General features: G+C 62.8%; 14 protein-coding genes. 5 read left to right on the top strand and 9 right to left on the bottom strand.

The features are described from left to right. Positions 1-146 precede the first annotated feature (146 nt). From MOP87_RS18205 to MOP87_RS18190, 4 genes are all read left to right on the top strand, one after another. The gene (locus tag MOP87_RS18205) at positions 147-2,093 is read left to right on the top strand and encodes a sigma-54-dependent Fis family transcriptional regulator (protein WP_242809878.1); all 1,947 of its coding nucleotides are present in this window, start codon (positions 147-149) and stop codon (positions 2,091-2,093) included. A 65-nt stretch (positions 2,094-2,158) separates the two neighbouring features. Further along, positions 2,159-3,508, top strand: coding sequence for a UDP-N-acetylmuramate:L-alanyl-gamma-D-glutamyl-meso-diaminopimelate ligase (mpl, locus tag MOP87_RS18200; protein WP_027915151.1), 1,350 nt, complete (start codon positions 2,159-2,161; stop codon positions 3,506-3,508). Next, the gene (gene ubiX, locus MOP87_RS18195; RefSeq protein WP_027915152.1) at positions 3,505-4,134 is read left to right on the top strand and encodes a flavin prenyltransferase UbiX; all 630 of its coding nucleotides are present in this window, start codon (positions 3,505-3,507) and stop codon (positions 4,132-4,134) included. Before mpl ends, ubiX begins: the two co-directional genes overlap by 4 nt. Then, the gene (locus MOP87_RS18190; RefSeq protein ID WP_027915153.1) at positions 4,131-4,418 is read left to right on the top strand and encodes a YceK/YidQ family lipoprotein; all 288 of its coding nucleotides are present in this window, start codon (positions 4,131-4,133) and stop codon (positions 4,416-4,418) included. The genes ubiX and MOP87_RS18190 overlap by 4 nt, the downstream gene beginning before the upstream one ends. Positions 4,419-4,453: 35 nt before the next feature. On the opposite strand, the gene MOP87_RS18185 is transcribed toward MOP87_RS18190, so the two are convergent. The 7 genes from MOP87_RS18185 to MOP87_RS18155 all read right to left on the bottom strand — a co-directional run bounded on the left by MOP87_RS18185 (position 4,454) and on the right by MOP87_RS18155 (position 12,374). Continuing rightward, positions 4,454-5,098, bottom strand: a complete 645-nt coding sequence (locus MOP87_RS18185) for an oxidoreductase (RefSeq protein ID WP_023534952.1) — start codon at positions 5,096-5,098, stop codon at positions 4,454-4,456. A gap of 27 nt (positions 5,099-5,125) precedes the next feature. Then, positions 5,126-6,859 carry a C13 family peptidase gene (locus MOP87_RS18180; RefSeq protein WP_027915155.1) on the bottom strand — a complete coding sequence of 578 codons (1,734 nt, stop codon included), beginning with the start codon at positions 6,857-6,859 and terminating at the stop codon, positions 5,126-5,128. A 186-nt stretch (positions 6,860-7,045) separates the two neighbouring features. Then, on the bottom strand, positions 7,046-8,113 hold the full coding sequence (locus tag MOP87_RS18175; RefSeq protein ID WP_225806720.1) for a 2,3-butanediol dehydrogenase: 1,068 nt from the start codon (positions 8,111-8,113) through the stop codon (positions 7,046-7,048). A gap of 49 nt (positions 8,114-8,162) precedes the next feature. Further along, a complete protein-coding gene (locus MOP87_RS18170; protein WP_242809877.1) occupies positions 8,163-9,269 on the bottom strand; it encodes an acetoin dehydrogenase dihydrolipoyllysine-residue acetyltransferase subunit in 1,107 nt (368 codons plus the stop codon). Next, the gene (locus MOP87_RS18165) at positions 9,266-10,288 is read right to left on the bottom strand and encodes an alpha-ketoacid dehydrogenase subunit beta (protein ID WP_028687649.1); all 1,023 of its coding nucleotides are present in this window, start codon (positions 10,286-10,288) and stop codon (positions 9,266-9,268) included. Before MOP87_RS18165 ends, MOP87_RS18170 begins: the two co-directional genes overlap by 4 nt. 33 nt (positions 10,289-10,321) lie before the next feature. Continuing rightward, a complete protein-coding gene (locus MOP87_RS18160; protein ID WP_023534974.1) occupies positions 10,322-11,299 on the bottom strand; it encodes a thiamine pyrophosphate-dependent dehydrogenase E1 component subunit alpha in 978 nt (325 codons plus the stop codon). 22 nt (positions 11,300-11,321) lie between these two features. Continuing rightward, complete coding sequence (locus MOP87_RS18155) at positions 11,322-12,374, bottom strand: NAD(+)/NADH kinase (RefSeq protein WP_242809876.1); 1,053 nt, start codon at positions 12,372-12,374, stop codon at positions 11,322-11,324. A gap of 282 nt (positions 12,375-12,656) precedes the next feature. Here MOP87_RS18155 and MOP87_RS18150 point away from each other — a divergent pair, with 282 nt between their 5' ends. Beyond that, a complete protein-coding gene (locus tag MOP87_RS18150; RefSeq protein WP_028687647.1) occupies positions 12,657-14,510 on the top strand; it encodes a sigma-54-dependent Fis family transcriptional regulator in 1,854 nt (617 codons plus the stop codon). A 211-nt stretch (positions 14,511-14,721) separates the two neighbouring features. On the opposite strand, the gene MOP87_RS18145 is transcribed toward MOP87_RS18150, so the two are convergent. Next, positions 14,722-15,924: a hypothetical protein gene (locus MOP87_RS18145; protein WP_242809875.1), complete on the bottom strand. Its 1,203-nt coding sequence runs from the start codon at positions 15,922-15,924 to the stop codon at positions 14,722-14,724. Further along, entirely contained in the window at positions 15,924-18,530 is a 2,607-nt protein-coding gene (locus MOP87_RS18140; RefSeq protein WP_242809874.1) for a T6SS effector BTH_I2691 family protein, read from the bottom strand. Before MOP87_RS18140 ends, MOP87_RS18145 begins: the two co-directional genes overlap by 1 nt. Positions 18,531-18,951: the final 421 nt, after the last annotated feature.

Genomic DNA, 18,951 nt, shown 5'->3' with positions numbered 1-18,951 from the left:
CACTGGCTACCCGCGATGTGCCGTGTTCGATACAGGCTTGGGTGACACTGTGTACCGTCGATGACACGCCTTGTGGCGGGTGCATTGCAAACCGGCCTGCTGTGGAGGATGCTGGCTTTAGCCTCTATCTGCGGAGAACCACAATAATGCAGAGCAATCCATTTACCCGGCATGCCAGGCAAGTGCACACGGTCGCCCATGGCGGCGGTGTCGAAGGCGGCAGCGACCCGTCCATTGCCCGCTCCTGGCTGCGCTGCCTGGAGGACTATCATCTGGATCCCGCGCTGGCCGAAGCCCCGGTGGTCCTCGAGCATGGCCGCCTGCTGGAAAGCCGCGAACGCATGCGCCAGGTGCTGCAAATCGCCGATCAGGAAATGAACAGCCTGCACCAGCAGCTTTCCGGTGCCGGCCATGCGGTGCTGCTCACCGATGCCCGTGGTGTGATCCTCAATTGCGTCACCGCTCCTACCGAGCGGCGCAGCTTCGAGCAGGCCGGGCTGTGGCTGGGCGCTGACTGGAGCGAGGCGCGAGAGGGCACCAACGGCATCGGCACCTGCCTGGTCGAACGCCAGGCGTTGACCATTCACCAGCACGAACACTTTCGTGGGCGGCATACGGGGCTGACCTGTTCGGCCAGCCCGGTGTTCGACCCTCACGGGCACTTGCTGGCCGTGCTGGATGTGTCTTCAGCGCGGCCCGACGTCTCGCGCCAAAGCGAATTCCACACCATGGCCATGGTGACCCTGTCGGCCAAGATGATCGAAAGCTGCTATTTCATGCGCCAGTTCGAGCACCACTGGCTGCTGCGTTTTCACCTGCAGGCCGAGTCGGTCGGGCTGTTCAGCGAGGGGCTGCTGGCAGTCGACGGCGATGGCCGTATCTGCGCGGCCAACCAGAGTGCGCTGAACCTGCTGGGCCGCGTGCGCGCCGGCGTGGAAGGGCAGACCCTGGAGCAGTTTTTCGCCTGCACCCATGACGAGCTGTTCAGCCGTGCCATGCCCGATGGCAGCGCAGCCTGGCCGCTGCTGACCCTGGACGGGCGGCAGCTGTTCGCCAGCCTGCGTGGCCAGGCACGTACGCCGGTCTGGACCGTGCCCGCCGGGCATGCGCGCCGCGTCGTCCGGCAGCCTGCGCAGGTCTGCCTGCTGGACCCGGCGCTGCAACACGATTTTCGCCGCAGTGTGCGGGTGTTCGAGCGCAATGTACCGCTGCTGCTGAGTGGAGAGACGGGCTGCGGCAAGGAAGCCTTCGCCCAGGCCGTGCATCAGGCCAGCGAACGCCGGGACAAGCCCTTCGTGGCCATCAACTGTGCATCCATCCCCGAAAGCCTGATCGAAAGCGAGTTGTTCGGCTATCGGGCCGGCAGCTTCACCGGGGCGCGCAAGGAGGGCATGCGCGGCAAGCTGCTGCAGGCCGACGGCGGTACCTTGCTGCTCGACGAGATCGGCGACATGCCCTTGGATCTGCAAACGCGGCTGCTGCGCGTGCTCGAAGAGCGGCAGGTGGTGCCAATCGGCGGCGAGCCGCAGGCTGTGGATGTACGCATCATCAGTGCCACCCACCGGGACCTGTTGCAACGAGTGGCCCAGGGTACGTTCCGTGAAGATCTTTACTACCGCCTCAATGGGCTCGAAGTCGCATTGCCTGCCGTGCGCGAGCGCAGCGACAAAGCGCAGTTGCTGGACGTGCTGCTGAGCCAGGAAACCCAGGGCCAGCTGATCGAGCTCGAACCCCAGGCGCGTCAGGCACTGCTGGACTACCCCTGGCCTGGTAACGTGCGGCAGATGCGCAACGTACTGCGCACCCTGGCAGCCCTGTGCGACGAGGGTCGCGTCACGCTGGCAGACTTGCCTGCCGTGGTGCGTACGCCGCGTGGGCAAGACGCAGCGCCCGTGGCCATGTCGGGCTTGCCGAATGAGGGTTCATCGGTACCTGGGAACAAGACCACATTGGAGGCGGCCGAACGCCATGCGCTGCTGGCCGTTCTCGAGGCCCGGCATTGGCAGCTTACCCGGGTAGCTGAACATCTGGGCATCAGCCGTAACACGCTGTATCGCAAACTGCGCAAGCATGGCATCAGTCGGCCCTTGTAACGAAACAGCGGGTGCGATTTGTCGCGCCCTGGGCTACCCTGCCTCGAAGTTTTGCGAGGTCGACCATGCACATTCACATTCTCGGTATTTGCGGCACTTTCATGGGCTCGCTGGCGGTGCTGGCCAAGGAACTTGGCCACCGCGTCACCGGATCGGACGCCAACGTCTATCCGCCGATGAGCACCCAGCTCCAGGCCCAGGGCATCGAGCTGACTCAGGGATATGACCCTGCCCAGCTGGAGCCGGCTCCCGATCTGGTCGTCATTGGCAACGCCATGTCCCGTGGCAACCCGGCGGTGGAGCATGTGCTCAACAAAGGCCTGCCTTATGTGTCGGGCCCGCAGTGGTTGGCCGACCATGTGCTGCAGGGTCGCTGGGTGTTGGCAGTCGCCGGTACCCACGGCAAAACCACCACCAGCAGCATGCTGGCCTGGGTGCTCGAGCATGCCGGCATGAGCCCTGGGTTCCTGATCGGTGGGGTGCCGCAGAATTTCTCCGTATCGGCGCGGCTGGGTGATACGCCGTTCTTCGTGGTCGAAGCGGACGAGTACGACAGCGCCTTCTTCGACAAGCGCTCGAAGTTCGTGCATTACCATCCGCGCACGGCAATCCTGAACAACCTGGAATTCGACCACGCCGACATTTTCCCTGACCTTGCTGCCATCGAGCGTCAATTCCATCACTTGGTGCGCACCATCCCCAGCGAAGGGCTGGTGATCCATCCCACGTCCGAACACGCGCTGGCCCGGGTCATCGAGATGGGCTGCTGGACGCCCGTGCAGACCACCGGTGACGGCGGTCAGTGGCAGGCACGCCTGCTCAGCCCGGACGGATCGCGTTTCGAGGTGCTGTTCGACGGGCACGTGCAAGGCGTGGTGGAGTGGGCCCTGACCGGTCAGCACAACGTGGCCAACGCCTTGGCGACCCTGGCGGCCGCTCGTCACGTTGGCGTGGCACCGGCGATGGGCATCGAGGGCCTCAGTGCGTTCAAGAGCGTCAAGCGGCGCATGGAAAAGGTCGCCGAAGTGCAAGGCGTGACCATCTTTGATGATTTCGCCCATCACCCCACGGCCATCGCCACCACCCTGGACGGCCTGCGCAAGCGCGTGGGTGATGCAGCGGTGATCGCCGTCATCGAGCCGCGCTCCAATTCGATGAAACTGGGCGCGCACCGCGATGGCCTGCCTGAAAGCGTCAACGATGCTGACCAGGTGATCTGGTATGCCCCGGCCAACCTGGGTTGGGACCTGGCAGCCACGGCCGCGCAATGCAAAGTCCCCAGCGTAGTGGCCGACAGCCTCGAGGCGATCATTGAGCAGGTCAAGCGCCAGGCGCGACCCGGTACCCAGGTGGTGATCATGAGCAACGGCGGCTTTGGCGGCCTGCACGGCAAGCTGGCCGAGGCGCTCAAGTGAACGGGCCGCAACGCATTACCCTGGCGATGACCGGGGCGTCGGGTGCGCAGTACGGCCTGCGCCTGCTCGATTGCCTGGTGCGCGAAGATCGGGAGGTGCACTTTCTGATTTCCAAGGCGGCACAGCTGGTCATGGCGACCGAAACCGACGTCCTGCTGCCTGCCAAGCCGCAGGCGATGCAGGCGTTTCTGACCGAGTACACCGGGGCTGCCGACGGGCAAATTCGGGTGTACGGCAAGGAAGACTGGATGTCGCCCGTGGCCTCGGGTTCCGGCGCACCGGCGGCCATGGTGGTGGTGCCGTGCTCCACCGGCACGCTGTCGGCGATCGCCACCGGTGCGTGCAACAACCTGATCGAGCGGGCTGCCGATGTCACCCTCAAGGAGCGTCGGCAGTTGATCCTGGTGCCTCGTGAGGCGCCGTTTTCTACCATTCACCTCGAGAACATGCTCAAGCTGTCGCAGATGGGTGCGGTGATGCTACCGGCCTCGCCTGGCTTCTATCATCAGCCACAGACCATCGACGATCTGGTCGACTTCGTGGTGGCGCGCATCCTCAACCTGCTGAACATCCCTCAGGACATGCTGCCGCGTTGGGGTGAACATCACTATGGGGTGGATGATTGAAAAGAGGGCTGGCCGGGACATTGGCTGTGTTGATGCTTGGTGGGTGCGCCACGGTACGCACCCTGGATGGCACCAAGCCAGGGGCGCCCGTGGTCTATGCAGGCACCCGGCTGGATTGGTATGCGATCAGCGGTGGCTGTTGCCCCCAGGCCCGCTTCGGCGTCGAGGCGCCTCGGTTCGCCTCCCTCGATCTGCCGGCGAGTTTTCTGCTCGATACCTTGTTACTGCCGTTGACCCTGCCAGCTGCCGCCGGCATCTACTATCACGGCAGCGGCGGCTTCTGAGGGCTGCACCTAGCCGCTTGCGAGCAGGCAGCGGCTCAGTTTTTCCCCAACTTGCGCAACTCGTCCGACTCCACGATCCGGATACCGTCCTCTTCCTCCAGCGCCAGGCGCCACAGCGCTCGCGCCAGGGTGCAGGCCTCTATGCCCCGGTACTTGCCAGGAATCAGCTTGGAAAAGGGAGCGGCCAGGGTTTCAGTGAGCCTTGGCTCGGTGCGTTCCCCGAGCAACAGCGACGGGCGGACGATGGTCAGTTGAGGCCAGTCCTGGGCTTTGAGGGCTTCTTCCATCTCACCTTTGACGCGGTTGTAGAAGATCGAGGATGTCGGGTCGGCACCCACGGCACTGATTACCAGCAAGTGCCTGGCCCCCATCTCGCGGGCTCGCTTGCTGAAGGCCACCACCATGTCCAGGTCCACGGCCTTGAATGCAGACTCCGAGCCTGCCTGCTTCAATGTCGTGCCCAGGCAGCAGTAGGCAATGTCCACGCGGCCCTCCAGCTGGGGTAAAAAGACAGCCGGATCGCCCACGGGGTTTTCCAAGTGTGGATGTTCTGCCAAAGGCCGGCGTGTAGGCGCCAGCACCCGGGTGATGGTGGGCTCGTTGAGCAGGCGGTCGAGCAGGTGCTCGCCAGTCAGGCCGGTCGCTCCGGCAAGCAAGACATGCTGAGGCGTCAAGTACATGATGTCTCTCCCTTGTTACACACAAGCTTAGTGGGTGCGCGGCGTTTTCGCCTGTGCCCCCACCGCGGCCTGTGTCGTATTGCGCAAGGCCTCTTCGGCTTGATGCCGGCGTAGGCGCTGCCAGTGCTCCAGTACGTTTGGCGGTGCCCACAGCTGCGGCTCGGACGCTTCGAAGCCTTCGTTTCGTTCACGTTCGGCAACGCGGGTGCGCGCCAGTTCAAACGCCTGTTTCAGATCGTCCGTCTGGTTCAGCGCCTGCGCGAAAAGGGCATCGCCAAAATAGGTGAAGTCGGCTTCTTCCGAGCAACCGAAGGAAACCCGGTCGGCTCGGGCTGCTGTCATCAGAAGTGTGCGCGAGTCCTTCAGGGCATCGATGTAACCACCGGAATAACACGCGGAAATGACGATGACCTTGTCACGATTTTTCAAGGGGGCCAGTGCATCGGCCAACTCGTCGGCGGAAATATCGGCCAGTTGCAGGCGTGGTTGATCGAGGACCAGTTGGTGGTCCTGACTGCCGTGGCTGGTGAGGTAGATAAACAGCAGGTCTTCCGGGCCGCTGCGCTCGGCCAGGGTGCTGGCTGCGCGGGTGATGCTCTGCCGCGTGGCCATGGGGCGCGTCGCCATGAAGTCGCGATGGTTGACCAGCGTCACCTGCCCTTTGGCACCAAAGCGTACTTTCAGCAGGTTGCTCACGTAATCGGCTTCGCGCAGAAAAACGCTCTGCTGCCCGTCGCCACCCACCACCAGGCTGTACAGCTCGACCGCCGGCTGGGACCGGGGCACGGCGGCCAAGGCTTCCTTCAGCAAGCGCCCTTGATTGAGCAGTGCCATGTCGAGCGGGTCCGGCAGCAAGGTGCCGTGTTCATCGCGGACCCGAACGCCATTGGCCCAGATACCGGCTTGTACCTTGCCGTCAGCCAGCGTCAGGCGCCCCTGCCCGTGGTAGGCATCATCGAGCATGTGGCCCACATATTGACTGCCATCCGCCAGTTGCAGGCTGCCCTGGCCCGACATGCGCCAGTCGAGGAAGGTGCCTTTGTAATGGCTGCCATCGCTGCCCAGCATTTCACCCTCGCCGCTGAGCGAACCGTCCTTGAACTGACCGATCCACACGTCGCCTTCGGCGTTTTCATAGCGCCCGCGGCCTTCGAGGCGGTTGTCCTTGAACTCGCCGATGTACTGCTCGCCTTCGACGCTGTCGTAGGTGCCAGTGCCTTGCAATTGGCCATCCACGAACCTGCCGCTGAACTGATTACCGCTGGCGTCGCTGCGCACGCCGGCGCCGTTGGGCTTGCCCTTGGCGAACAGGCCCCGGTAGCGACTGCCGTCGGCCAGCTCCAGTTCGCCTGCGCCGTCGTAGAGGTCGTCCTTGAACTGCCCGCGGTAGGTTTGCCCGGTCTGCTTGAGGGTGCCTTCGCCATCGCGCCTGCCATGGCGGAAGGTACCCGCATAGTGGCTACCCGGAGTGGTCAGGTCGCCAAGCCCTTCGAACAGGCCAGCGGCGAACTGGCCGCGGTAGACTTCGCCGTTCTGCCCATGCCATTCCCCCTGACCGTGCCACAAGCCGTCCTTGAAGCCGCCGGCATACCAGCTGCCATTGGGGTAATCGATACGTCCTTGGCCCTGCAGCAAGCCGTCGACCACCTGGCCACGGTAGCGGCCGCCGTCCGGCAGGCGTGCATCGGGTGGGCTCAGGGATTCGCCATCCCCACAGGCAGCGAGCAACAGGAGCAGGGTCAGGGGAAGCAGTGGACGCATGGCGAGGACCGGGCAGTGAGTGCGCCGATTATGACTCAGATCGGGCGCCTGAAACAGCGAGTGGTGCGGGCGGGGCGAGGGGGCTTTGCGCCACGTTTGCAAGCTGTGGGGGCCTTGGGTAGAAGCGGCCTTGCCGGGGCGCCGGACCGGCAAGGCCGCTCTAGAGGGAGCTTCGATACCGTGCGCTTAGCGACCCAATCCCGGCGACACAATGATCTTCACGTTTTCCTCCTTGTTGTTCACCAGTTCCTCGAACCCCAGCTCGACGATTTGCTCCAGCCCGATGCGGCCGGTCACCAGCGGGCGTATGTCCAGCCGACCATCGGCGATGAAGGCGATCACGTCGGCGAACTCGCCGTTGTAGGCCAGGGCGCCGATCACCTGCTTCTCGGTGGACACCAGTTCGAAGAAGTTGAATTCACTCGGCTCTTCGAAAATCCCCACCATCACACACTTGCCGGCCTTGCGAAGGGTGTCGATGGCCAGCTTGGCCGTGTGCTTGTTGCCGATGCACTCGAAGCTCACGTCAGCCCCCAGCCCGGCGGTGAGCACGCGAACCTCGGCCAACACATCGCACTGGTTAGGGTCCAGGACCACGCTGGCGCCCACTTCCAATGCCTTGGCCTTGCGCGCCGAAGACATTTCCAAGGCGATCACCCGCGCCGCGCCTGCCGCCTTGGCGCACATGATGGTGCACAGCCCGATGGTACCGGCGCCCACCACCACCACGGTCTGGCCCAGCAGGCTGCCCGCTTTTTTCACCGCGTGCATGCCGACCGCCAGCGGTTCGATCAGCGCCCCTGCCTCCGCTGGAAAACCGGGCGGCAGCCGGTAGAGCAGATTGGCCGGCACATTGACCCGCTCGGCGAAGGCGCCATTGTTCATCAGCCCTGTGAACGCCAGTCGCTCACAGATGTTGTACATCCCATGGGTACAGTAATAACAGGTCCCGCAGTGCTGGCAGGCGTCCGCCGCCACCGGATCGCCCACCGCATAGCCCTCGACCCCTGCGCCGAGCTTGGCGATCCGGCCGCAGAACTCGTGGCCAAGGATGCACTGGCCCTGAATACCGGTAAGAGGATGTGGCGCGTCTACCGGGATGAAGACCGGCCCGGCCACGTATTCGTGCAGGTCCGAGCCGCAGATGCCGCACCAGTCCACCTGGATCTGCACCCACCCAGGTGCAGGATCGGCCGGGAGAGGCACCTGCTCGACGCGGATGTCGTTGCGCCCGTGCCAGACCGCCGCGCGCATGTGTGGGTTGCTCAAGTCGTTCATAGGAATCTCCAGAAGCCAGGGAGGGTCAATGGCTGCGCAGGAAAGCGAGCAGGTGCTGGTTGACCGCGTCGGCGGCCTCCATCTGCACCATGTGGCCAGCGTCCGGCATGACCACCACCTGGGCTTCCAGGCCCTGGGCGTGACTGGCCGGAATGATCGCGTCCTTGCCGCCCCAGATCACCAGGGCGGGGTGCTGGCCCAGGACGCCGCGCAGGTCGTGGCGTTGCCGATCGCCCTCGGCCAGGGCCGAGGCCAGCACCTGCAGCGCCTGGTCTACGCCCTCAAGACGCTTGAACTTGAGCATGTCTTCGAGCAGCTGCCGCGTGACCAGGGCTGGATCGGCGAACAGTTGCACCATCTGCGGCTTGAGGGCGTTGCGGCTACTTGCCGCGACGAACCCTTGCAGGTATTGCCCATTGATCGCCTCGCCCAGACCCGCGCTGGCGATCAGACCAAGGCTGGCCACCCGGTGCGGTGCCAGGCGCGCAAGGCCCAGGCAAACCGCGCCGCCCATGGAGTGGCCGACCAGGTGCGCCCGGGGAAGGTCCAGGTGATCGAGCAGGGCCAGCACCGTTTCGCTCAGTTCCTCCAGGTCACCGCGCTGCAAGGCTTTCGCCGACTCGCCATGGCCCGGCAGGTCGAGGGCGATCACGCGTCGATCGGTGGCCAGGGCAGGGTGGTTGAACAGCCAGTTGTTGAGGTCGCCGCCAAAGCCATGTACCAGCACCAAGGGCGTCCCGCCTTCGCCCAATTCGAACCAACGCAACAAGCGCCCCTTCACCTCGGCTTTCTGAGGCGCCGGGCCTTGGGCCTGGTCGGTGCTACCTTCGGCCACGAACTCGGCCTGGAAGCGCTGTACCACAGCGTCGATGTCGGCGTCGTCGGCTTCGCCTTCAACCACCACGGCCAACAGCGCACCTACCGGCAGGGTCTCATCCGGCTTGGCCACCAGGCGGCGCAGCACGCCACTGAACGGCGCCTCGACGCTGCTGCTGATCTTGTCCGTCTCCACGTCCAGCACTTCGTCGCCCTTGGTGATGACGTCGCCTTCCTGTTTGAGCCAGGTGTCTACCCGGCCTTCGGTCATCGACAAGCCCCATTTGGGCATGGTCAGGGTATGGATCTGGCTCATGCGGCGCTCCTTGTAGCGTCGAGGACGGTGCGCACGGCTGCTTCGATTTTGGCAGCGTCGGGGATATACAGGTCTTCCAGGGCGTCGGAAAACGGAACGGGCGTGTGCGGCGCCGTCACCATTTCGATGGGCCCTTTCAGCGCGCTGAATGCCTTCTGCGCCACCAGGGCGCTGATGTCCGTGGCCATCGAACAACGGGGGTTGGCCTCGTCGATCACCACCAGGCGCCCGGTCTTCTCGACACTCTCAAGGATGCTGTCTTCATCCAGTGGACTGGTGGTGCGCAGGTCCAGGACTTCGCAGTCGATGCCCTGGCGGGCCAGGTTGTTGGCGGCTTCCATGGCCACATGCACCATGCGGCCATACGTCACCAAGGTGACATCGCTGCCATCGCGCAGGTAGTTGGCTTCGCCGAACGGCACCGTGTACACCTCTTCCGGTACGTCGCCCTGCATGCTGTACAGCAGCTTGTGCTCGCAGAAGATCACCGGGTCGTTGTCGCGGATGGCCTGGATCAGCAGGCCCTTGGCGTCATACGGTGAGGACGGGCACACCACCTTCAGGCCTGGGATATGCGTCCACAGCGAGGTGAGCATTTGCGAATGTTGGGCCGCGGCGCGCAGCCCGGCACCGTACATGGTGCGCATGACCAGCGGCGTCACGGCCTTACCGCCGAACATGTAGCGAAACTTGGCCGCCTGGTTGAGGATCTGGTCCAGGCAGCAGCCGGCGAAGTCGACGAACATCAGTTCGCAGACCGGGCGCAAGCCCTGGGTGGCCGCACCAACGGCAGCGCCTACGTAGCCGATCTCCGAGAGGGGCGCATCCAGCACGCGGCCTGGAAACTGGTGGTACAAGCCCTTGGTCACGCCCAGCACGCCACCCCAGGCATCGTCTTCGCCTGGCGCGCCTGCACCGCCGGCCACATCTTCGCCAATGATGAACACGGTATCGTCACGACGCATCTCCTGAGCCAGGGCTTCGTTGATGGCCTGCTGGTAACTGATCTTTCTTGCCATGGTGGTTCTCCTGTTGTTCTTGTTCTGAGCGGCTCAGGGATAGGCGACGTAGACGTCGGTGAGCAGGTCGGCAGGTTGTGGCTTGGGGTCGGACTTGGCGCGTTGCACGGCGTCCTCGATCAGGTCCTCGACGCGGGCGTCGATGCTGTCCAGCTGCCCTGCTTCGAGCAGCCCCGCGCGCACGGTCTTGTCGCGGAACTGCAGCAGGCAGTCACGGGTTTCGCGCAAGTTCTTCACCTCATCGGGCGCGCGGTAGGTTTGCGCATCGCCTTCGAAGTGACCGTAGTAGCGGCTGAGCTTGACCTCGATCAGCGACGGCCCCTGGCCGGAACGTGCGCGCTCGATGGCGGCACCGGCGGCTTCGTGAACCGCGAAGAAATCAAAACCGTCGATGGTGACCCCTGGCATGCCGAAGCCGGCCGCGCGGTCGGCTATGTGATCGCAGGCCACTGACCAGTTGGACGCCGTGGCTTCGGCATAACCATTGTTCTCGGCGACGAAGATGCACGGCAGGTTCATGATCGCGGCCATGTTCATGGCTTCGAACACCGCGCCTTCATTGGAGGCGCCATCTCCGAAGAAGACCACGGACACATCGTCGCGGCCCTTGAGCTTGGCTGCCAGCGCAGCGCCCACCACCAACGGTGCGCCGGCGCCCACGATACCGTTGGCGCCGAGCATGCCCTTGCCCAGGTCGGCAATGTGCATCGAGCCGCCCTTGCCGCCGCAGACCCCGGTCTTCTTGCCGTAGATCTCGGCCATCATCCCGTACACATCCACGCCCTTGGCGATGCAGTGGCCATGGCCGCGATGGTTGGAGGCGATGCAGTCGCTGTCGCGCAGGTGGGCCATCACCCCCGCCGCGCTGGCCTCTTCACCCGCGTAAAGGTGGACGAAGCCGGGTATTTCGCCTGTGGCGAACTCGACGTGCAGGCGTTCTTCGAAGGCACGAATGGTGCGCATCACTTCATAGGCATGCAGCAGTTGTGCGGAACTCGGTTGATTGGACATCTTGTTGTTCTCCGGGGTTGTCTCAACGGGTCGCGGGGTGCAGCGGGTGGCCCAGGGGTACAGCCAGCAGACGATGCTGGGCGGCATGCGTGAGCACCGCCTGCACGTCCACACTCAAAGGGCCCAGGTGATCGAGGGTGATGGTGGGGGTGTCATGGGCGCAGAATTCGATTTCCCGCTCGCCGTCCAGCGCCAAGGTGCCCTGGACGAGGACCGGGCGGTACGGCGCGTCAGGCGCCATGTAGCCCGAGGCAGTAATGCCGCAGGCTTGCAGCACGCCGGGTGCCACGGGGGCCAGCAGCGCCTGCCCGGCGTTTTCGCCCAGGCGCACCCAGGCGCCGTGAGGCGCTTGCCGCGAGACCGGGCTCCACAGGCCGCACAGTGCCGACAAGCCGATGGCGTGGGGCTCGGCAAAGCAGGCGAAGATTTCGCTCAGGTCCTCGCTGCGGCTCAGGGCCCGCGCACCGATGAAACGTTGAGGCGATACCGCGACCTCCACCAGCGCCCATTCGCTCAGTTGCTGTTGGGGCACCCTGACCAGCAAGCGTTTGTTGCGGCGCAGGCCGATGGAGGTTGGCACCTTGCCGCTGACCACCAGGCCGCCTGCAAGGCCCGCACTGGTGGCTTCGCGCAGCTCCGGGAAGGCGTTGTTGGTGCCGGTGGACAAGGTCAGCAAGGGTACGTCGCCAGCTTCTGCCGCGACGGCCTTGTGCGTACCGTCGCCCCCCAGCACAGCGATCAGCGACACCCCCCGCGCCACCATGTTGCGCGTGGCAAGGCGGGTGTCGCTGACGGTCTGGGTCAGCGGCAGGTCGAGTATCTCGAGGGCAGGCCAGTGTTGATCGCGCGCCATCGGCCCGGTGCAGGCTTTGACCACGGCGGCGGCGATGCCAGTCATGTCGCTGGGCATCAGCACGTGGCCGACACCTGTTGCGCCGAATGCGGCGAGCAGGCGCGCGATGGCAGCGGCTTTGTCAGTGCTGGAGTACAAGCCGGCAGTGGCTGTCAGGCGACGCAGGTCTCGGCCTGAAGCAGGGTTGGCAATGATGCCGACCAGTGGGGCGGGTAGCGGCATGGCGCACCTCGTGTTCTTGTTTGCAAGGACAAGAGCAAGCGCGGTGCCAGCTCTGAATGAAATCCCGCAAAGGCCCGCCGCAGAGGCCTGGGATCGTCTTGCCTGCTGCCAGGCGGGTCGCCGTGCTGAGACGCCAGGTGCCGCTCTGGGCGTTGTGCGGCGAGACGCTGAGACGCTGCGTCTCAATCACACCTTTGATCACACCGTGCTTGTCCATGCCTGCGCGCAGGCGCTTAATGGCTGCACAACCACAAGAACAGCAACGAGAACCGGAGGGCCCGAATGCTTGCCGCGAACTCCCGCGCTCATGTCGACTGCGTCAGCAGGGTACTGAAGAACGCCGACCGTCTGCCCCAGGCGCCAGTACCGCCGTTGATCCTCGATTCCTGGCGTCGCTCCATGGAGCTGTACCGTCTCGATCCCGCCTCCGAGCAAGGGCCGCGTATCCTTTCCCAGGCCCTGCTCAACGAATGCCGAGAGCGCTCGGAGCTGTTCCTGCGCATTGCCGGGGATGCCGTGGCACGCTTGCACGAACAGGTGCGCGAGGCCGACTACTGCGTGCTGCTGACCGATGCCCAGGGCCGCACCATCGATTACCGGGTCGAGTCGGCCATTCGCACTGACTGCCGCAAGGCCGGCCTGTACCTGGGCACCTGCTGGTCGGAAGGAGAAGAGGGTACCTGCGGGGTAGCGGCGGTGCTGACCACCAAGGCACCGGTCACCGTGCACAAGCGCGATCACTTTCGCGCTGCCTTCATCGGTCTGACCTGTAGCGCGGCGCCTGTTTTCGACCCCTTTGGCGAGTTGCTGGGGGTGCTGGACGTCTCTGCGCTGCGCTCGCCCGACGACCGCCGCAGCCAGCACCTGATCCGGCAATTGGTCGAGCAGACCGCACGCGAAATCGAGAACGCCTTTTTCATGCACAGCGCCCAAGGCCACTGGGTGATGCGTGCCCACGGCACCCCAGGCTACGTGGAAAGCCAGCCTGACTATCTACTGGCCTGGGACGCCGACGGTCGCCTGCAGGCGATGAACAGCCTGACACGGCAACGCCTGATGCAGCGCCTGGGACGCTTGCCTGCTCACATTGGTGAGCTGTTCGACCAAGAGCAATTGCGACGGGTCAGCAACGCGTCTGCGCAACGTCTGCCAGGGTTGGGCGAGCTGTATGGCCGGGTCAGCGCCCCCCAGCGCAAGCAGCCGGTCGAGCCCTTGCTGCAAGGCTTGGACCGGCGCATCGAACAACACTTGCGCCTGGCCACACGGGTCAAGGACTGTAACCTTGCAGTGCTGGTGCAGGGTGAGACGGGTACAGGCAAGGAAGTTTTTGCTCGCCAGGTGCATCAGCAAAGCAAGCGCGGCACCGGCCCGTTCGTCACGCTCAACTGCGCCGCCATCCCCGAGAACCTGATCGAGAGCGAGTTGTTTGGTTATGTCGCGGGCGCCTTTACCGGGGCTTCGAGCAAGGGTATGCAAGGGCTTGTACACCAGGCCGATGGCGGCACGCTGTTTCTGGACGAGATTGGCGACATGCCACTGAGCCTGCAGACCCGACTGTTGCGGGTACTGGCAGAAGGTGAGGTAGCCCCCTTGGGGGCTGCGCGGCGCCAGCGCGTGGACATTCAGGTGATCTGCGCCACGCACCGCGACCTGGCGGCGAGGGTGGAGCAGGGACAGTTTCGTGAGGACTTGTATTTTCGCCTGGCCAACGCCCGCTTCGCGTTGCCGGCGCTGCGCGAGCGCGAAGACCGGCTGGGGCTCATTCACCAGTTGCTGGCCGAAGAGGCCGACGCGTGTGGCGTGAGCGTGGCGCTAGCCGACGATGCCTTGCAGGCGTTGCTGGAGTACCGCTGGCCGGGGAACCTGCGCCAGTTGCGGCAGGTGTTGCGTTATGCGTGCGCTGTGAACGAGGGTGGGCAGCTGCGCCTGCTTGACCTGCCTGAGGAAGTCCGTGGGCAGGAGGTTGGCCGAGTCACGAGCGAGGCGTCCTGCCCGGCGCGGCAACGATTGCTGGATGCGTTGATCCGGCATCGTTGGAAGCCCGCCGAGGCTGCCCAGGCGTTGGGCATTTCGCGTGCGACATTGTATCGGCGCGTGCACGAGCATCGCATCGAGATGCCTCGTATGAAAGGGTAGCGTCGTGGCGGCATCTTTTTGCTGTTGTTGCTGACCGCGCAATCGTTCAGGCGCCGCAGCTTGCCGCTTCAGAGCCGTGCCCTACGCACAGGCTGCGTTCGGCCTGCTGAAGTCGCGAAGATCAACAGCACAATACACATGGCTGGAAGCCGCGTTCAGTGAATAACCCATGTGGAGTGATCATAGCCAAGAGAAAAACTTCAAGTTGATATCAGCCCGATGAGCCGTCCGCACGATGTGTTTCACCGGAGATATCGTTTTGTAGGCACGCGGTGGCCATTTCGGTCTTTGGCTTACGGGTAGAGGTGCGTTTCTTTCTCTGCGGGCGTTTGCCTGGGCGAGTAGCCCATAGGTAAGCGTTTTCACGCAACCGTGCTTGGATAGCGGGTGGATAATCATCAAGTGTGGTCAGCGGCGGGACGGGTTTTCCGGGCAAACCGGCTTCACGAATGATCCTGGGCCAGCGCGGTTTCCAGCACAGCATCAGGCTTAGCCAATGGCCGGTGCCGATGATCAGGAAGGCGGGCGAGATCAAGACCAGGCCGAGTTTGGTGATTCGAGAGGATTTTCGAAAGTAGTGGGTCAGGCCTTCGAATTGAGGCGTGAAGGCTTGCCAGGGCCAGGGAAAATGCGAGGTGATAGACGGGCGCGGCAGGCCCTCAGGGCCCTCGTCCATGAAGCGGCGGATGAACTCCCACTCGGATTGCTGCTCCGCAAAGTTGTTGGAGGCTTTGCCGACGTGGACGAGTTCTGGATGAAGTGTGCCGGTGAATGAAGGCGGCCATAGGAGTTCCAATGGAAGGCCTACGCCTGCGGCTGTAGCGTATTTTTTATCTGAGCCACTGGAGGTGACGCCGTGCCAGGGAAGTGTGGCGATACCCCCACAGGACGTCGGACGATGCAGGTAGACCTGTTGGGTAATTCGGTTGAAGCGTACTAGCAAATGGCGGGATGTGAACATTTCCAAACGTGAAATACGTAAGCCATATTTTACGTAAGGTATGAAAATCAATAGCGCCAAGCTGGTACTAAATAGCGCTATGAATAGCTGGGGTCCGTATGACTCATCCTGAACGCTTTTATCCATTTCCAACAGTCGCATCAACGATATTGCCGCCATGTATAAGAAAGATGCGGCCGTACCTATGAAAGTAGCGGAAATCAGGCTGATAAGTCCGCGTTTATCCTCCCACATGCCACTGCGTATTTCCAGAACGTGCTCGTTATAAATATAAATTGGTCCGCGACTTTTAGGGATATTGCTGGCTGATTTCTTCGCGGCCTCAATCATTTCCTGATCGTCGCTTTCATACACGATTTTTTTTCTGGTTTTTTTATGTCGCTTTTCGAAAGCTTCGCGCTCGTCCTTCGGATCGGTGTAGGCAAGCCATGTAAGCCACTCAAAAAGGTACACTAGGTGGTCTCCCAGATTGCGCTGAACAGGTCTTTGAGTTCTTCTGAGTCTTCGGCATAACCTTTGTCAGATAGTTGAATGCGAAAGCAGCATTTGTTGCACCATTTTTCAAGGGCGTCTTTGTCGATAATAAGTAAGACGGTACTGCTAATGAGCACGATGGCGCCTCCGAACCAGCTCAGGCGACTAAGCCAAAGCATGGCAGCATTGTTCGCGGCCAGTCGTGCTGATAATAGTGACAGCGTAGTGCTTAAGCTACTTGTGTATGTGCTTTTGACGCTGATGGATAGCCAACTTAGAAGCGCACTAGCCTGGGAAAACGCTATTCCTCCTTGTCCCGTGAGTAAGGCAAGAGTAGCGCCTATCCTGGCGCCATAAGCTGCTACTGATAACTGTTCAGATTTAGCTTGTGCATCAAGGGCATCGGAATAGTCCCACCTAATGCTTATGATTCCCCCCACCGCCGCCAAACCAGCCCCCCACAACCGATACCGTCCCAGGCTAACTTGCGCGCCCCGCGCAGTGACGCTGTTCCCACCAACACCCCTGAGTGTCAGTTCAGTGCCCACCGCAAGCAGCTCCATCCCCGCAGCCGCACTGGTAAATGCGGCCGCAGTCACTTCGCTCCAGAAGCGTCGGTCCTTGTCATCCCGTCTGCCTTGTAACAACAGCAGCCCGGCCTCCAACAGCAGCAATCCGCTGGCGACCCGCAAGCGATAGAACTGATTCCCGTGCACCCCGTTCAACGTCTCGGCATAAGCTCGATCAAGCCGGCGCACGATGGGGGCCGCGACGCGACCGGGCGAGGGCGTTTTACCGTCCAGCGCCTGCTCACTCAAGCGCAGTTCCACGGCTTGCTTACCCAGTGAGGCAATGAGGTAGGTGCTCAGGCGTCGATACAGCAACCGGTCAGTGCTACCGGGCGCACCTACTGACAGGCTCTGGCGCCCCAGCTGCCCGAGCCAGGCCAGCGCGCCAGCAGTGTTGGTGGGGCTGTGTTGCGTGAGCTGGTCCAGGTGGCTGTCCAGCCGGCTGAAGTGTGCGGCGAGCTCTTTGGCTTGTTTGAGGGCCGCCTCCAGTTGAAGAATAGGGTCGCTGCCCGGTGCCAGTGCGTCCAGCGCTGTGCGTGTCTGCGCAAGCACCTCTGCGATCTCGCGCTGATTATGGACAAACGAGCGCAGCGCCAGGTTGTCGGGGGTGATAGCGTCGGCGCGCCACCATTGAGCAAGCAGCGCTGCGCCGGATGGCACGCCTTCGAGGCCGGCTACGCACAGCCCTGTCTGGTGCGCAAAGCACAGGCCATTGGCAGGGTCGTTTTCGTCGTAGTGGGCAAGTGCGTCCACCAGCGCGGACGACTTCAACCATGCGAGGTGATCTGCCGCTCTGGACTCGGCGAGACGTTGGGCTTCGGCGCTCTGCGCCTCAAACACATCAAGGTGCTGGTACATACCTTTTAGGTTAACGAGTGACAGATAGCGCTCTTCGAATTGCTTGGCAAATTCTCCGTTTTTCGCGCGCGTTTCGAGCTTCTGCCTTTCAAGTTCAGCGGCGCTGTCCAGAATGTGCTCTTTAGCTGTTGCCCACCACTCGGCCATGTACCGTGGAACCGCCTCGTCGCTGCCGAGATAGCCGCGCATCGCCTCTCTGCGGCGATCGACCATTGCGGCAACCTTTCGCTCCGTGAATTGCTGATGCAGTTCGGTGAATGTTTGCGCAACCAACACCTTTCGCTCGTTACTAGGGCCACCGCTCTCAGTGCTGGCTTCCAGCCAATGCTTGAGGTGTTCCATGCCAGCGTTGCGCCAGGCATTGAGTTCCTGGGTAATGCCGATGGCATCCTCCACCACCACGGCAACGCCCCGTGCTTCAGGTTTACTGCCCAAGGGGCCCAAGGCTTGGCGGGCCGCCGCCAGCGAGCTGATGCTTGGTGTACTGAAGACCTGAGCGTCCAACAGCGTGCGCAACACGTCGTTGGATTCCGCGGCAAAGTCGGCGACAAGGTTCAACTGGTCATGACGTATCGTGTAGGGCCTGGGCATTGGGCAGCTGGGGCTGGCGAAGGGCGCTATGTCTACGGCAGGCAGCAGGTCGCGTCGACGCAGCAATTGCCGCTGCGCCGCGATGGTCAACGGATCGGGGCTGTAGAACAGGCGAAGCTCGAGCAAGTCGTCGAGATCATGAACCGTGAATGCCCAGGTCATAGCGCGCACGACATCCTGGAATATGGAGATGCCAGGCGGTTTTGGCTCTGGATGTTCAGGGTCGAAGAGCGACAGGGCGCCGTTCGCGGCGATTCGATAGGGAGGGTGAAGGCTGTATTGCCCACTGAGCCTGCGCTTTTCCATGACATACAGGAAACCTTCACGCAGCGGGCGAATGGCATAGTCCGCCTGATGCAGCGCGGCGGTGCGATGCGGGTGGCGCAGGTGTTGAGGCAGAGTAGGGAGCTGCTGACGCTGGTGGGGATTACCGCCCACGGCGGCATAGCGTAATGGCAGAACGGTGAAGGTGCGGGTGCATGAGACGGCGGGCCCTATGGATAAAGGGTCTTGCAAGGCTTCGCAGTTCTGCCGATTGATTTCCATCAGCATCTTCAGATCGAACATGAGGGCCTCTGGCGAATTAAACGGTGCAGGTGTGTTTGAAGGCATTGGGCAAGTGGCAGGCTTCGCTCGAGTGATTCTCCATGGCAGCCTGCCAAACGGAATCGCAAGTCGGTTTTTCGCAAGCAGTACCGAGTAGGCCTGCCGTCTCAACGCCGCATTAACCAGGTACTCATCGAGTCGCTTTCCTGCACTCAATTTATATTCGAAGGTACTGTTTTCGTCTTGCCAGGAAGTTCCCAATGCTCAGTAGGAATTTTCGTTGCAGGGCACGCTTCATACTCAAGCGGCATCGGTGCTTGCTCTTTGCGGCAAGCCAGATCATCAAGTCATGCAAGTTAGAGAGGGCGGCGGGAATACGCAGATTGCTCTGCTAGGTCGGTAGACACCGTTTGCTGGGTGATCGCCATTTGCACAGTGTTTG

Source organism: Pseudomonas sp. I3-I5 (assembly GCF_022699445.1).
Classification (GTDB): Bacteria; Pseudomonadota; Gammaproteobacteria; order Pseudomonadales; family Pseudomonadaceae; genus Aquipseudomonas; species Aquipseudomonas fulva.
This window is presented reverse-complemented; position numbering and strand designations above follow the sequence as displayed.